This is a genomic window from Treponema denticola (assembly GCF_024181645.1).
In the GTDB taxonomy this organism is placed as follows: domain Bacteria; phylum Spirochaetota; class Spirochaetia; order Treponematales; family Treponemataceae; genus Treponema_B; species Treponema_B denticola_A.
The window spans coordinates 2,145,037-2,159,858 of record NZ_CP058624.1 but is presented as its reverse complement, the minus strand read 5'-3'; the positions used below and the strand labels follow the sequence as shown (position 1 = coordinate 2,159,858).

The 14,822-nt window shown below is 38.3% G+C and carries 13 protein-coding genes; 8 read left to right on the top strand and 5 right to left on the bottom strand.

The genetic code is table 11. The features are described 5' to 3' along the window. Positions 1-2: 2 nt before the first annotated feature. The gene (locus HO345_RS10070) at positions 3-1,880 is read right to left on the bottom strand and encodes a hypothetical protein (RefSeq protein WP_366796385.1); all 1,878 of its coding nucleotides are present in this window, start codon (positions 1,878-1,880) and stop codon (positions 3-5) included. A 285-nt stretch (positions 1,881-2,165) separates the two neighbouring features. On the opposite strand from HO345_RS10070, the gene HO345_RS10065 reads away from it, so the two are divergent. The 4 genes from HO345_RS10065 (at position 2,166) to HO345_RS10050 (ending at position 7,065) form a co-directional block, all read left to right on the top strand. After that, positions 2,166-3,956 (top strand): ABC transporter ATP-binding protein, encoded by a 1,791-nt coding sequence (locus tag HO345_RS10065; RefSeq protein WP_253682796.1) that lies wholly within the window; start codon positions 2,166-2,168, stop codon positions 3,954-3,956. 17 nt (positions 3,957-3,973) lie between these two features. Beyond that, complete coding sequence (locus tag HO345_RS10060) at positions 3,974-5,803, top strand: ABC transporter ATP-binding protein (RefSeq protein WP_253682795.1); 1,830 nt, start codon at positions 3,974-3,976, stop codon at positions 5,801-5,803. Between the two features lie 66 nt (positions 5,804-5,869). After that, the gene (locus HO345_RS10055; RefSeq protein WP_253682794.1) at positions 5,870-6,814 is read left to right on the top strand and encodes a hypothetical protein; all 945 of its coding nucleotides are present in this window, start codon (positions 5,870-5,872) and stop codon (positions 6,812-6,814) included. Between the two features lie 20 nt (positions 6,815-6,834). Continuing rightward, positions 6,835-7,065: a PspC domain-containing protein gene (locus tag HO345_RS10050; protein ID WP_253682793.1), complete on the top strand. Its 231-nt coding sequence runs from the start codon at positions 6,835-6,837 to the stop codon at positions 7,063-7,065. A gap of 49 nt (positions 7,066-7,114) precedes the next feature. On the opposite strand, the gene HO345_RS10045 is transcribed toward HO345_RS10050, so the two are convergent. Genes HO345_RS10045 through HO345_RS10035 form a run of 3 tightly spaced genes read right to left on the bottom strand, consistent with a single transcriptional unit; the run spans position 7,115 to position 9,188 of the window. Then, the gene (locus HO345_RS10045) at positions 7,115-8,074 is read right to left on the bottom strand and encodes a poly(ethylene terephthalate) hydrolase family protein (RefSeq protein ID WP_253682792.1); all 960 of its coding nucleotides are present in this window, start codon (positions 8,072-8,074) and stop codon (positions 7,115-7,117) included. Positions 8,075-8,080: 6 nt separating this feature from the next. Continuing rightward, positions 8,081-9,022 carry a prolyl aminopeptidase gene (gene pip / locus HO345_RS10040; protein ID WP_253682791.1) on the bottom strand — a complete coding sequence of 314 codons (942 nt, stop codon included), beginning with the start codon at positions 9,020-9,022 and terminating at the stop codon, positions 8,081-8,083. Continuing rightward, complete coding sequence (locus HO345_RS10035; RefSeq protein ID WP_253682790.1) at positions 9,006-9,188, bottom strand: hypothetical protein; 183 nt, start codon at positions 9,186-9,188, stop codon at positions 9,006-9,008. The genes pip and HO345_RS10035 overlap by 17 nt, the downstream gene beginning before the upstream one ends. Before the next feature lie 110 nt (positions 9,189-9,298). Here HO345_RS10035 and HO345_RS10030 point away from each other — a divergent pair, with 110 nt between their 5' ends. From HO345_RS10030 to HO345_RS10015, 4 genes are all read left to right on the top strand, one after another. Further along, positions 9,299-9,682, top strand: a complete 384-nt coding sequence (locus tag HO345_RS10030) for a hypothetical protein (RefSeq protein WP_366796676.1) — start codon at positions 9,299-9,301, stop codon at positions 9,680-9,682. 72 nt (positions 9,683-9,754) lie between these two features. Next, positions 9,755-10,777, top strand: coding sequence for an ABC transporter substrate-binding protein (locus HO345_RS10025; RefSeq protein WP_253682789.1), 1,023 nt, complete (start codon positions 9,755-9,757; stop codon positions 10,775-10,777). After that, the gene (locus tag HO345_RS10020; RefSeq protein ID WP_253682788.1) at positions 10,774-11,778 is read left to right on the top strand and encodes a FecCD family ABC transporter permease; all 1,005 of its coding nucleotides are present in this window, start codon (positions 10,774-10,776) and stop codon (positions 11,776-11,778) included. Before HO345_RS10025 ends, HO345_RS10020 begins: the two co-directional genes overlap by 4 nt. Further along, the gene (locus tag HO345_RS10015) at positions 11,762-12,565 is read left to right on the top strand and encodes an ABC transporter ATP-binding protein (RefSeq protein WP_253682787.1); all 804 of its coding nucleotides are present in this window, start codon (positions 11,762-11,764) and stop codon (positions 12,563-12,565) included. Before HO345_RS10020 ends, HO345_RS10015 begins: the two co-directional genes overlap by 17 nt. Here the strand turns inward: HO345_RS10015 and HO345_RS10010 are convergent. After that, positions 12,544-14,814: a xanthine dehydrogenase family protein molybdopterin-binding subunit gene (locus tag HO345_RS10010; protein ID WP_253682786.1), complete on the bottom strand. Its 2,271-nt coding sequence runs from the start codon at positions 14,812-14,814 to the stop codon at positions 12,544-12,546. The genes HO345_RS10015 and HO345_RS10010 overlap by 22 nt on opposite strands. Positions 14,815-14,822 lie beyond the last annotated feature (8 nt).

The window sequence follows — 14,822 nt, the reverse complement described above, 5'->3', positions numbered from 1 at the left end:
AATTAAGAATACTGCGATACCAATTTTACGATGTAAAGTTCTGCATAGTTTTGTAAAGCCTTTCTCTCCTTTATTTTTAAAAGGCTGGAAGACTCCAGCAGAGTTTTAGCCAGACTTCTGACTCTGTCGGCGGTAAAGCTGGAAAAGGAAAGCGTTCTATTTATGCCCCTTAAATAATCTCGGATTAATGCATTTACGTCCTCTGTCAGATTCTCTCTTGCAGGATGTCCCAAAGTTTGATTCCATTCATCCAAAGCTTTTTCCAAAGTCTGATCCAGTGTCATTCCTTCAGGGATAAATTCAGCGCTTATTTTTTCTGCAGCATCCTTTAATTTTAGCTTCGGCTTTTTATAAGAAGTCTCTTTTTTTTCGGGCTGTACAGGCTGAGGTATCTTTTTCTTTCGTTTAAAAAATGCAATTATTGAAGAAATTATAGGAATCGTATACCAAAATGGAAGAAGAATTTTGGTATCGCTTAAAATCTCGTGTCGGTTGAGCATTAAAATTTCGCTATATGCTGCAGGCTTACCTGCCGGAAAAATTCTGTTTATTTCCATAGCTTGAATTTCATTTAAGCGGGGATCTGCAATGATTGATAAAATAAACGGAGCATTTAAAAGTCCGTATAGATTTGGTGCCGAATGAGCGGTAATTTCTCTTAATAATTCATTAAAAGCCGTGTCATTTTTTATCGAGTCATCTTGCTCAAAATTCATTAACATTTCATGCCATTTTTTTATACATAGCTCCCTAACAGGCTTTCTTGCTTCATTGATAAGAGATATCAAAAGAGGAACAACCTTTTCGGTAAGCAAATAGAATCTATCATTTGAAGCATTTGTAAAGGTAAGAATATCCGGAATTATGTACTTTTCCGAGGAGCTGGCTTTTTGCTTCATAAAATTTTGTAAGGTTTCCTCAGAATATTGCCCAAGCAGCGGAACTCCTCTGGAATCGGTAAATTGTGTTATTTGCTTCATTGTAAAATAATAAGGCGCCTTCTGAAAAGCTAGAAGAAGATTTTTTAAAGCCGTGTCTGTTTGAAGGTCTTTTTGAGTTTTGTTTCTGTAATAGTTATTTAAATATTCCAGAATACCGGCAGCCTGTAGTAAGGCTATCTCATCAGGCAATTTTTCATTCTTTTTGACAAATTCCTGTTTTATGAAGGCACATAACTGTCCCCACAATATATAGTTATCGCCTGATTCTTTAACATTTTGAAAGCTGTTAACACTATGTGCCATAGTTTTTGTGATAAAGGTCTTAACCGTAAATTCCTTACCGGGATTGGCCACCATGAGCCTCTTTTGCATATAATCCCTGCTTTCATCTTTTGATAAAAAAAGTTTAATCTTGCCTAAGGCTAAATTTAAGAGTTTTTCTGTTGTATAAGAACCGGGGAAGATGAGGGCCGGAATGTCTCCATTGTAGTTTAGGGCATATAAAAAAGAATTTTCCTTTGATTCGGGGGCTAGCTCAGCCAAATCATCTGAAACGCTTATTGCCTTTAAAAGTTTCCCGGGAAAATTCCTAGGCAGATCGGATAAAAGCGGAAAAGGGATGTCCGGATGCTGCTCAAGATGTGCATATTGACGGGATATATTGTCTACATGGTAGTATGGAACAAATATAATAGTTGTATTGGATTTATCCGTTGTTATTTCGATATCCCCATCATCTTGTATTTTTTTTAGTTCACTTAAAAGAGTTTCAAGAGAAATTTCAAGATGAACAGCCAACTCCGGTTTTTGCTGTAAAAAATGCCGTGCATAGCGGTGGAGATAATCTTGAAAAGGTTGTAAGGTCACTTGAGCACTGTTTCTACGTAAAGAAAACATCCGCAACAGGTGTAGTAAATCCGTATAAATAGTCATCCCCATATTATACACAAAATTTCCCAATAATTCAAGATTATTATTAAAAAGTTTTTATTTTTTCTAAACCTTAAATTTTTGAACTTCACTTGTCAATACTTCTATGCTTTGCTTATTCCTTTGGGTAATCTCATTTACTTCCTGTACTGCATTATTTATTTCTACAATCGCGAGGATGACTTCAGGGCTTCCATATTTCTATAAAACTTAATTAAAATTGGTTTTGAATTTATATAGCATAAATATTTTTTTTGTGTTAAAATAATAATTTAGGAATTAGGGTATCAAACTATGCAAAATTTAAAAAAACTTTTATCGTATGCGAGAGGGCAAAGCCGGCTTTATCTGCTTGCCCTTATTTTTACGCTTTTTTCGCAAGTGATTGTTGCTATGCAGCCCCAGTTAATCCGAATTACAATAGACTCGGTAATAGGCGGAGCTCCCCTGCCGAAAGGTTTAATATCTCAGCTTGTTGCCTTGTTTAAAAATCACTTAAACGGAACAAGCGGTCTTATTGTGATGGCCTCCTTGGTAGTTGCATTTTCACTTATAAGGGGCATCTTTACATTCGGCAGAATAAATATAGCCAGTATTGCAACCGAGCGCTCAATAAAGACTCTGAGAAACAGATTGTTCAATCACATTCAGCTTCTTCCTTATTCTTATCATTCAAAGGCAGAAACCGGAAATTTGATTCAGCGATGTACTTCTGATGTTGAAACCATCCGCTTGGCTCTGTATTCCCAGATAATGGACACTATAAGTGCCGTGTTTTTAATAATTTATACTATTTACCTGATGGCGCAATTAAACACAAACCTGATGCTTATCTCCTTTTGCATTATGCCTTTAACATTCTTTTCATCAGCTATATTTTTTAAAAGAATTCAAAGTCAATTTAAAAAGGCAACGGAGTATGAAGCCTCAATGACTACTGCGATACAGGAAAATTTAACCGGCATAAGAGTCGTAAAGGCTTTTACCCGCCATCAATACGAAATAGAAAAATTTATTAAACGGAGCGAGAGATACCGCAATCAGAATTTAAAGATTAACAACAGCTTTGCCGCCTTTTGGGCCTTTGCCGATTCTCTTTCGATTGCTCAAGTTTTTGGGATAATCCTTTACGGAAGCCTTCTGGCCTACCGCAATGAGATAACGGCAGGCGATTTGGTAGCCTTTATTTCTTATACGGAAATGTTAATCTGGCCTGTTCGCCGTTTAGGGCGAATAATAAGCAATATCGGTAAATCATTTGTTTCGGCAAACCGTATTGAGACTATTTTAAATGAAACACCTGAAGATATTTTTCCGACAAACGAAAAACCCAAAATTACCGGAAACATAGTTTTTGATTCCGTTTCGTTTTCTTATCCCGAAACGCAAAATCAAAAGATACTTGACAATGTTTCTTTTAGCATTAAAAGCGGACAGACCCTTGCAATCTTAGGGCCTACAGGTTCGGGAAAAAGCTCCCTTGTACATTTACTTGCCCGTCTTTATGAATATGATTCCGGTTCTATTAAAATAGACGGAAAAGAATTAAACACAATAGACAAGGGCTGGATAAGGTCGCAGGTAGGGCTTATTTTGCAGGAGCCTTTTTTATACGGCAGAACAATTATGGAAAACATCAAATTGGCCGTCCCTGATATTTCGGATTCCTCGGCCCGTCATTTCTCAAAGGTTGCTTTTTTAGATGATGAAATAAGTAAGTTTGAAAAAGGCTATGAAACCTTGGTCGGCGAGCGCGGTGTATCTTTATCGGGAGGGCAAAAACAAAGGCTTGCAATTGCCAGAACACTCATCAAAGATTCTCCCGTTATTATTTTTGATGATTCCCTTTCGGCGGTGGATACTCAAACGGATATCAGCATCCGTTCCGCACTAAAGGAAGAAAAGGGAAACAAAACTATGATTATAATTTCGCATAGAATTTCGACTATTTGCGATGCAGATAATATAATCGTTTTAGAAAACGGAAAGATAAGCCAAGAGGGCACTCATGAGGAGCTCATAGCTCAAGAAGGTTTATATAAGAGAATTTACGATATTCAAAGTGCTGTACAAGCTAGAGCGTAATTTAAGGAAATAAAATTATGGAAGATTTTGATATAGATAAAGGTAACGAGAAATTTAAAAGCGGGATATGGAAGAAGGTTCTAAAAGAATTCGGTTATTTTAAGGAGCTGCTGGTTCCGGGCATTCTTTTGGGCGGTCTGACAGGAGCATTGGATGTTGTCCAGCCTAAGATGACCAAATATGTTCTAGACACCTTTGTAAAGGGGCGGGATTTAAGCAATTTTAATGCTTCAATCATTTTTACGGTAGTGTTCTTGCTGATTACTGCAGCCTCTACTTTTTTCTTTATAAAATTTATAGGCCATTTGGAAATAAAAATGTGCCACCGCCTGAGAACAAAGTGTTTTACAAAATTGCAGTCCCTTTCACTTTCTTTTTACGATAAAAATGCTGTCGGCTGGCTTATGTCAAGAATGTCCTCCGATATAAATAAATTATCCAGCATTGTCGCATGGGGTGCAACCGACCTATTTTGGGGTTTTTGTATGATGATGGCTGTAATAATTGCTATGCTTGGAGACAGCCCTCGGCTTGCTCTCATAGGCTTACTGACCCTTCCCGTAATTGTGCTTTTCAGTATTTATCTGCGGGGTAAAATCTTAAAAGCACAAAGACGGGTGCGCAAAATAAATTCTCAATTGACAGCCTCCTACAATGAGGATATTCAGGGTGCTAAGACAACTAAGACCTTGGTTCGTGAAGAACTTAATGCAAAAGAATTCTTGTCCAAAACCGAGGAGATGAAAAAGGCATCTATCATTGGTATCTTAATTTCGTCTATTCTTATGCCAACCGTTCAATTAATCGGCGCTGTCGGCACCGCCCTCATGATTGTGTATGGAGGAATTTCGGTTGTTTCGGGGGCTATTACGATGGGCTTGCTGGTTGCCTTTTTTTCTTATGTTACTCAGTTTAATGCTCCTTTAGCTGAAGCCGCCGACCTTTTTGCCGAATTTATTTCGGCTCAGGCAGCAGCCGAGCGAATTTTCGGGCTTCTTGAAGAGGAGTCCGAAATTAAGGACAAGGATGAGGTTATAAAAAAATACGGTACAGCCATTTGTCCCACAGATGAAAAACGGCCGGCTATTAAGGGTAATGTAAAATTTGACGATGTTTCCTTTTGGTACAAGGAGGGAGAACCTGTATTAAGCGGTTTTAGCCTCGATGTTGAAGCGGGACAGACTATAGCCTTGGTCGGGGCTACGGGAGCCGGAAAATCTACCATTGTCAATCTTTTTTGCAGGTTTTATGAGCCCAAAAGCGGACGCATCCTTGTGGACGGCATAGACTATACGGATATGCCCGAGAGTTGGATTCACGAAAACCTAGGCTATGTGCTTCAGTCTCCCCATCTTTTTTCGGGAACGATTGCAGAAAATATCAGGTACGGAAAATTGGATGCGAGCGATGAAGAAATTATCGAGGCTGCAAAGCTGGTAGATGCCCATGATTTTATAGTTAAAATGGAAAAGGCTTATGATACGGAGGTCGGAGAAGGAGGAAGCCTTCTTTCCACAGGACAAAAGCAGCTTGTTTCTTTTGCCCGAACCTTGGTAAGAAACCCTCGCCTCTTTGTTTTGGACGAAGCAACTTCTTCAATAGATACCGAAACCGAACAAAAAATTCAGAGTGCCATTACGACCGTATTATCGGGACGCACCTCCTTTGTTGTAGCCCATAGATTATCGACAATAAGAAATGCAGATAAGATAATTGTTGTTGAAGGCGGAAAAATGATTGAGTGCGGTAATCATGATGAGCTGATGAAGCAAAAAGGCCATTATTATGAGCTTTATACCCATCAATTTATCAGTGAAGAGCAAAGGTCCTTAAACATAAATAGTTAAAATTATCCTCATTGCTGTTGTCTTTTTGCAATTATAGGTGTATAATAGAAGGAGGAGGAATTGAAAATGCAAAAACTCTACTCAAAAATATTTATCGCAATTTTATGCACGGCTCTTGTTTTAGGCTGTAAGTCGACTCCGAAGCAGGCTTCTGATACTCCATCAGGGCCCGGACAGATATCCGTTAATTCGGTTACATGGATGATAGAAAGATTGGATACTTCAATATGGAACGGAACGCTTAAAGGCAATGGTGAGATGTTTATAAGCTTTTTTATCAATTATGAAGGCTCTTTTAATACAAATTATGTCCAGAAACTTTTGGTTGAATCCCCGGTCGATATGTGGGTATTAAATTCTTCTCAGCTTGAAAAGATAACCGAAATTGATGACAAGGCTAAGATTGCATCCGTAAAACGCCTTCAATGCGGGGAAGGATCAGGTTCCGTTGCTCTCGGAAAGTGGAAATTCATTCTTACCGATAGGAACGGCAATAAGTATGAGCAGGTTCTGGATATTACCGGTTTTGAAAAGAAAGCTCAAGATAAAACCGATGAATCCAAGGCTGAAGAAGGAAACCTTACTTCTGCTGAAACTGCTCCGGAAAATATCAAAAAGATAGTTCCTCAATCTTCGTCAAAGAATGAAATAGCCGCTCTTTCGGTTCCTGTAATTAAATCGGTTTCAAAAGAAGCTGACTCGATAGAAATTTTCTTTTCGGTAAATGATGAACGCGTAAAAAACGGATATTTTTGGTTTGATGTGCCGGGAGAAAAATACTATAAAGATTCCGGTTCTATGATAGATGCATCGGGAAAGCCTGTAAACGGGTGCAGAGCTTTTTCAAAGGACGGAAAGGAATGCCGCTATATTCTGCGCAAGGATGATTCAAATTCCGATTGGTTTAATAAGATAACCGCCTGTTTCTTTGTTGTATCCGATACAAACAGGGTTTCTTCTCCTTGGGAAGAGAGAAACAGAACCGTAAGTGCCAAGTCTGAAGTCAAATAGACTTATTTTACGAGGAAAAGATGAAAAAGAGATTATGCAAATCATCAAGGGATAAAAAAATTTTAGGAGTTTGTGCAGGACTTGCCGAGTATCTTGGTATTGACCCTGTTTTGATAAGGCTCCTGTGGATTATATTTGCTTTATTTGTAGGTTCCGGAATCATTGTTTACATAATAGCGGCTATTATCATGCCCTATGATACGGAAGTTAAGGATGATGATGAGTCCTATGAGTATGCCCCTCGTGATTGATTGAGTTTATAACTATTAAAGCAAAAAGCTGCCGATAAAGGCAGCTTTTTTATTTTAAATTGCGCGAATCATAGCTTGGATAGGTTTCGTGCTCTCTATGTATTTCGGTATAGAGCAAGTCCTTAATATCTTGAAAACTTTCATCATTTATTTGAAAATATTTTAAATTTTCTTTTTTACCCTTTAAAAATGCATCAAGCCATAATACTGAAAGACGGGAATAAAGTTTAAATGCTTTTTCATCATAGCCTCCGGATAGGGGTGTTTTAAAAATATCCAAGGCCCCATTATGCTTTATATTTTTAAATGAGAGAAAACATGCAGGGGCATCTTTATTTAAGTTTTTAAAAAACTTGTAGGTTTTTTCGGGATAAGCGGATCTATCAATTTCGGAAGTTAAAAATAAAACGGCACTTTTAATTTTCGGGAATTCGTCGCCTAGTTCTTCATTGGAGCTTGCTATGGCTTCAACAATAGGTGAGGCTCCATTATAAGGATGAATTGCACTTATAGCCTTAACTTCAGGCATAAGGCTTGCGTAATAAAAAGATGCAGGCCCGCTCATCGAATGGGTTACAATACCTATATTATTTATATCGATTAAGCCGTATAAATCGTGAGAGGAATCTTCATTTTTATTCTTTATCAAATTGTGGACGGCAGTAAAGGTTGGAATCCAATCCTTTGGAATGGCTTTTTTCTTTGAAGTAAAAAGAACTACGGCATATCCGTATGAGGCAAGATAGTGTCCGATAGGTAACAAACCGTATTTATAATTAGCCCAACCATGGCTTATTAAGATAAGAGGATATGTTCCTTTCTTTTTAGGTATATAGACTGTAATTTCACCTCTTAAATTTTCTTCATCTGAAAGGCTCTTGTCCTCTTTGTTGTCCTCCAATGTTTTTTTATAAACACGGTTAAATCCTATCATATTTTTGTCATTGTAAGCTCTTATATCGTAGGGACCTTCAAAGATTTTATGTTTGCCTTGTAAATGAGAATTCATAATAAACTAAAAAAATTTTTTATGGTCTTCTGCAGCTCTTACAAGGCCGTCCACCAGTCCCGGTTCCATGCTGGAGTGTCCTCCGAATAAGACAATGTTCAAATTCGATTTGGGTAATTTTTTATGCAGTTTATAAGCGGAGAAGGGCGGACAGTCCATATCGTATCTTCCTTGCACGATAGTACATGGGAGGTCTTTAATCTTATTGCAGTTGTTTAAGATATAATTATCATCCTTAAAAAAGCACTTGTGTAAAAAGTAATGACATTCAGCCTTGGCCATAGCAAGGGCTTCTTCATCACTCATATCATAGACAGCCGGAAAGAGACGCACGAGGGCCGATTCCCAGCGGCTCCACTTATGGGCAGCTTCAAGCGAAAGTTTTTTATCCTCTCCAAAAAGGCGTTTTGAATAAGCCCTTACCAAGGAGCTCCTTTCTTCCAGCGGAATAAAATTTTGGTAGGCTTCAAAATCTTCAGGGAAGAATTTGGAAGCTCCGCCTTCTTCGTAAATCCAGTCTATTTCTTCTTGCGTTCCTAAAAAGATTCCTCGTAGGATTATAGATACAACCTTATCGGGGTGAGCTATGGAATAGATTAGAGCGAGGGTACTTCCCCAGCTTCCGCCGAAGACCATCCATTTTTTAATACTTAGATGTTCCCGTAGTTTTTCTATATCTTCAACCAGATTTTCCGATTTGTTTTCTTTCATCTCGCAAGGAGGTAAACTTTTTCCCGCACCCCTTTGATCGAATAAAACTATTCGGTAAAATTCGGGATCAAAGTATTGGCTGGCAACCGGAATACATCCTCCTCCGGGGCCTCCGTGTAAAAAAACTACGGGCTTCCCATCGGGATTGCCGTATTGAGCATAATAAATACTGTGAATATCCGAGACCTTTAAAAAGCCTTCATCAAAAAGCGGTGTTTTTTCATATAAAATTTTCATAGATTACCTCTAATAAAAACTTTTTGCAAGGATTATCAAATCCTGAAAAAAGTTTTTCAAGTATGTGCTGAAAGCACATACATATAATAATGCGAAGTTTTGTACCTAAGGTACAAAACTCGGCAGATAAACAGTGAGGCTGAATTTCTGCCGAACTGTTTATCATACCTCCTAATAAAAACTTATGATAGCTTTTTTGTTGCGGAATTTCAAGATACCATATGATTATAAGATTTTTTTCTATAGATCTTTTCTGCCTTGAATAATTAGAAAGCGATAACGATTTTTTTTAATGCCCTTTTAAGATATGGCGAGATTCTTTCAAAGGAGCTTTATAAGCCGTCAAAGCGCAATTTATACAGAAATCGCTTTCTTTATTGGACTCCCGATTTGGATAAGGCTTGGCTTGAATACAGAAAAAAATATCTTCAAACCGAAAAGGTTGCCGAAATGGAAAAGATATATTTTTCAAATCTAAAAAAAATCTCTCTTTCCCTTTCAACTTATGAAGATATAAAGGAACTTATAGAATACACCAAAGCCATTGTTCATAATCTTATATCCCGCTCCTTTATCGAAAACTGGAAACCGGAGGAATTTATTAAGCACTTTCAACAACAAATAATGTGGATGAAAAACGGGCTTAATAGAGGAGAGTGAAATGCTTGACAGACCATTCACATATCTGTAAAATCGTATGTTAGTTATAGTTAAATCACAGGAGGAATATCTATGAGAAAAAAAATGAAGTTGTTTGCTGTTTTAATGTTTGTTATTGCAGGATTCCAATTATGGGCAGGCGGAAGCCGTGAAAAGTCGGGAACCGGGACTTTTGCCGAAGTTACCGACCATCGGGGACGGCAGGTTATAATCCAAAAAAAGCCTGAGCGTATAGTCGCTCCTTTTTATATTTTGAGTAATACGGCTCTTGCAATCGGCTGTAGAGATATAATCGTTTCAGGTGACGGCGGTAAGAGCGGAGTAAGACCCTTTATAAAAGAATTCGCTCCCGAATTAGCTGAAAAGCCCGTTTGCGGCTCTGCAAAGAGTTTAAACCTTGAAGCCCTTGCTTCGGTAAATCCCGATCTTATCCTTGTTCCGTTTAAGGCTGCTGATCAATTGCCTCAAATAGAAGCTCTCGGAGTTCCGGCCTTGGTTGTTGAACCTGAGACTATGGAAAACTTTTTCAGCTATGTGAAAATGTTGGGAAAAGCAGCCGGTAAAAATAAAGAAGCCGATAAACTTCTTAAATTTTATAATGAGATTTTAAGTGATGTGGCAGGTTTTATAAAAGGTGAAGCCCCTGTTTCAGTTTATATGAACAGCCGCTCCGATGCCTTAAATGCACTAAGCCCTAAAATGTTTCAAGCGGAGCTTATTAAGGCTGCAGGCGGCCGATTGGTTACGGACGATATAAAGGACACATATTGGACAAAGGTTTCTCTTGAGCAAGTGCATAAATATGCTCCTCAAGTTATTGTTATGGCTGCTGGTGCAAAAAAATCGGGAGACCTGTCTTCTAAAAAAGAGTGGAAGGGTATTCCTGCGGTAGACACAGGAAAAATTTATACCTTTCCGTCATCTGTTGATGAGTGGGATTCTCCTATTCCCAGTTCATGCTTAGGTATTATTTGGCTCGCAGATAAATTGCATCCTGGTAAGATACCTGAAGGCTATTTTGAAACAAAAGTAAAAGCATTTTATAAGGAATTTTTCGGCAAAGAAAAAGACATAAAATCCTTGAATGTAGAGTGAAACAAAAGTATAAAATATTTTTAGTTATTATTCCCATCATTGCGGTATTCTTTTCGCTTAGTTGGGGAAGGTATTTTATTCCATTTTCGGAAATATTTAAAATACTTATCCCGCTAGGCGGAGAATATTCTAATTCAGCCTATAATGTTTTTATAAATATAAGACTTCCCAGAACTTTATTTGTATTTATTGCAGGGGGCGTTTTAGCTTTAAGCGGTACAAGTTTACAAAGCCTTTTTAGAAATCCTCTTGCTTCCCCCGATATTATAGGTGTTTCTTCCGGCGCTTCTCTTGGGGCAGCTCTTGCAATAGTTATTTTTCATGCAAGTCCTTTTATCGTGCAAACATTTGCTTTTGCAGGGGGAATAATTGCAGTTATCTTAGTCTTACAAATTTCTCATATAGGAGGGGAACATTCTCTTATAAGGCTTATCCTTGCAGGTATTATCATAAATGCAATAGCCGGTTCTTGTGTTTCGATTATTAAATATACTGCCGACCCGATGAATGAGTTACCCTCTCTTGAGTTTTGGCTGATGGGCTGTTTTAATATTATTACATGGCGGAATTTTATCGTGTTTTTGCCGATTGTGTTTTTGGGAGGATGTTTTATTTTTTTATACCGCAGGCAATTAAATATTTTGTCCTTGGGAGATGAAGAAGCTGCAAGCCTCGGCGTATCGGTAAAAAAAATGAGACTGCTTTTTATCGCTTCTTCTACCTTGTTGGTGGCCGTCGTTGTTTCTGCTGCCGGAATAATAAGTTGGATAGGTTTAATTGCTCCTCATATTGTAAGACTTCTTTTTGGAAATAATAACGATAAGCTGGTTCCGTTTTCGTTTATATGCGGGGCATCTCTTTTACTTGTTGCAGATACCTTTGCACGTTCTATCACCGGAGGAGAAATTCCGATAAGTATTATAACGGCATTTATAGGTGCTGCGGGGCTTGCAAGTTTTATGTCGGCTAAAAAGAAGGTAGGCTATGAATACGGCTTTTGAGCTTAAGGATGTTTTTGCCGAAAGAGGAAAAACTACCGTACTTAAAAACATATCGCAAATTATTCCGCAAAATAAGATTATAAGTTTGATAGGTGCGAACGGCGCAGGTAAAACTACTCTTTTAAGATTATTGGCCGGTTTGGAAAAACCTGTAAGCGGAACGCTGTCGGTATTGCAAAAAGATTCAGGCTCATTAACACGGAAAGAATTTTCCCGCTATGTTTCTTATATTCCGCAAGAACATCGGAGCGTCTTTGCTTACACTGTAAGAGACTTTGTAGTTATGGGAAGAAATCCTTATCAATCGGAAATAAAGGCTCCTTCAAAAGAAGATTGGGAATTTACGGATTATGTGCTCGAAAAATTGAGATTAAAAGATTTTGCCGAGCGTCCTTATACTCAGTTAAGTTCGGGTGAAGCCCGTCTAATTTTGCTTGCACGCGGTCTTGTTCAAAATGCTCCTATCATGCTTTTAGATGAACCTACCTCAAACCTTGATTTTTATAATGAGCATAAACTCATAGAAATTATATGCAAGCTGTGTAAAGAAGAAAAAAAGAGCATAATAGTTTCTATTCATAATCCGGCTCTTGCAATTCAATATTCCGATATTGTTTATTGTATTCATCAAAACACAATCTTTGAGATGGTAGAAAAATCCGATAATTCTTTTGACAAAAAAATAATCGAGCTTCTTAATCTTATTTATAAAAAAGATGAGTCTTCACAAATTCATTTAAAATATGTTGATGATAAACCCTTTGTTTATATAAAGCCTCGTTTTTGAGATAATTTTGTAAGTTCTTCAACAATTCTTTCGGGTGTTGCCGGATAGTCGGTAATGTTTGTTCCCAATGCATGATTTATTGCATTAAGAACAGCAGGGGCCGGTGCTACCGCCGAAATTTCGCCTACGCTTTTTAAGCCGTAGGGAGCCTTTTCGTCTTCACTCTCAATAAGAAGCGTTTTTATATATGGCATATCTTGCGAATTTAAAACATGATATTTTGAGAGAGTGCTGTTTTTGATATAGCCTTCTTCATCTCTGATAATTTCCTCGGAAAGAGCCATGCCTAAAATAAATTGGCAGCCGCCGTGAATCTGGCCTTCTGCCAATAAAGGATTAATGGCTTTCCCTATGTCGTGAATTGCAAGCAAATCGGTTATTTCTACAAGCCCCGTTTTTTTGTCGACCTTAACTTCGGCAAAGCAGGCGGCAAAGGCTGCGGGGTTTGTTTTTTGTTCGTGATGAACATAAACGGAAGTTTGATCCGAAAGTTTTTTTTCTCTCATTGTAGCTATCTCTCCGTAAGTGTAGGTTTTAGATGAGTTTTTGATTTTTACAATACCCGAATCCGTGTACATATCTTCAAGCGGGATATTTTCTACCTTGTTGAGCGTATCGAAAAGTTTTGCTTTTAATAATTCTCCAGCTTCAATGAGTGCTCCGCCTGCAACAAAGGTTACTCTGCTTGCCTGTGTGCCTGCTGCGTCATAAGGTGTTATTGCCGTATCCGCTTCGGGTATTGTAATTGCGGATGGGTCAATGTCAAGGGCTTCTGCCGCTATAAGCTTTAAGGAGTCGATTGTTCCGCAGCCCTGCTCGTGTACCGCAATTTTTACAAAAACGGAACCGTCGGGGTTTAATATCATTTCGGTATTTATAAAATCGGGGAAGGCCCCAAGATAGCCGTTTCCGTGCGTGGCACAGGCGACTCCTACTCCGTAGGCATAGCGTTCGGTGTTTTGTTTATGGATGTTATTGTATTTGTTTTTCCAGTCGAAAGTTTCCATTCCTTTAATGATACATTCTTTGACCGCTGCCTTTCCTAAATTGGGACCTCCTACGGGATCGTCATCATAAGGGTCAACTAAATTTTTAAGACGGAATTCGCAAGGGTCTATTCCTAATTTTTTTGCGGCATTTGTTATATTAATTTCGGAAACGGCATGGGACTGAGGGCCTCCGTAGGCACGGCAAGCTCCTCCTGGAATTCCATTTGTATAATAAGCCCTGCCGTGAAATTCCTGATTATAAATTTTATAAAGTCTAAAAAGTTTTTTTGCATAGGCATTTGTTATGCTTGTATTATTTGTATCATAGGCTCCGCCGTCGATTAGGGTTTCAACCTTTCTGCCTAATATGGTTCCGTCTTTTTTTACAGCGGTTCTGATTTTTACCTGAGTAGGATTACGTGAAAATGTTCCTATTATGCTTTGCTCCCTGTCCATGTAAACAAGTACGGGGCGTTTACAAATCCATGCTGCGGCACCTGCAGTAAATTCCAAAAGGGGCTGCTGCTTTCCTCCAAAGGAGCCGCCCATGTTAGTCTTAATTACCCTCACTTTTGAGTACGGAATTTGTAAAATGCGGGCCATGTGCATTTGCACTGCAAAAACGATTTGTCCCGGGCTGTGTATTATTAAAGTTCCGAAGTCGTCAAATTCGGCTAAGGAGATGTGAGGTTCTATTGCAAGGTGATGGGTACGCGGAGTGGAGCCCGTATCTTCTATTATGTAATCGGCCTCCGCTTCCGCTTTTTCAAAATCTCCGCATGCTATTTTTTTTTCATAAGCAAGGTTGGATTCTCTTTTAAGGATTACCTTATCTTGAGCGGCTTCTTCAATGCTTGTCACAACCGGTAATTCCTTATAGTGTACGGTTACTTTTTTTACGGCTTCTTCAACAGCTCTTTTTGTTTCTCCCAAAACAATGGCAATTCTATCGCCTACAAAACGCGCTTTATCATTTAAGATATATTCATCATGGTGTGCGGCTATTCCTGTAAACCATTCCATACAGTTATACGGTATTTTCGGAATATCTTTATATGTTAGAATTCGGTAAATTCCTTTTACCTTTAATGCTTCATCAAAATCGAAACTTATTTCTGCGTGAGGTTTTTCGCTCAGTATTAGTTTACCGTAAAGCATGTTATATCTTTTTATGTCTGCTAAAAATTTTGTTGCACCTATTACTCTTTCAAGACTGTCTTCCCGTTGGAATCTTTTACCGATGTATTTATATTTATTCATAATAAACC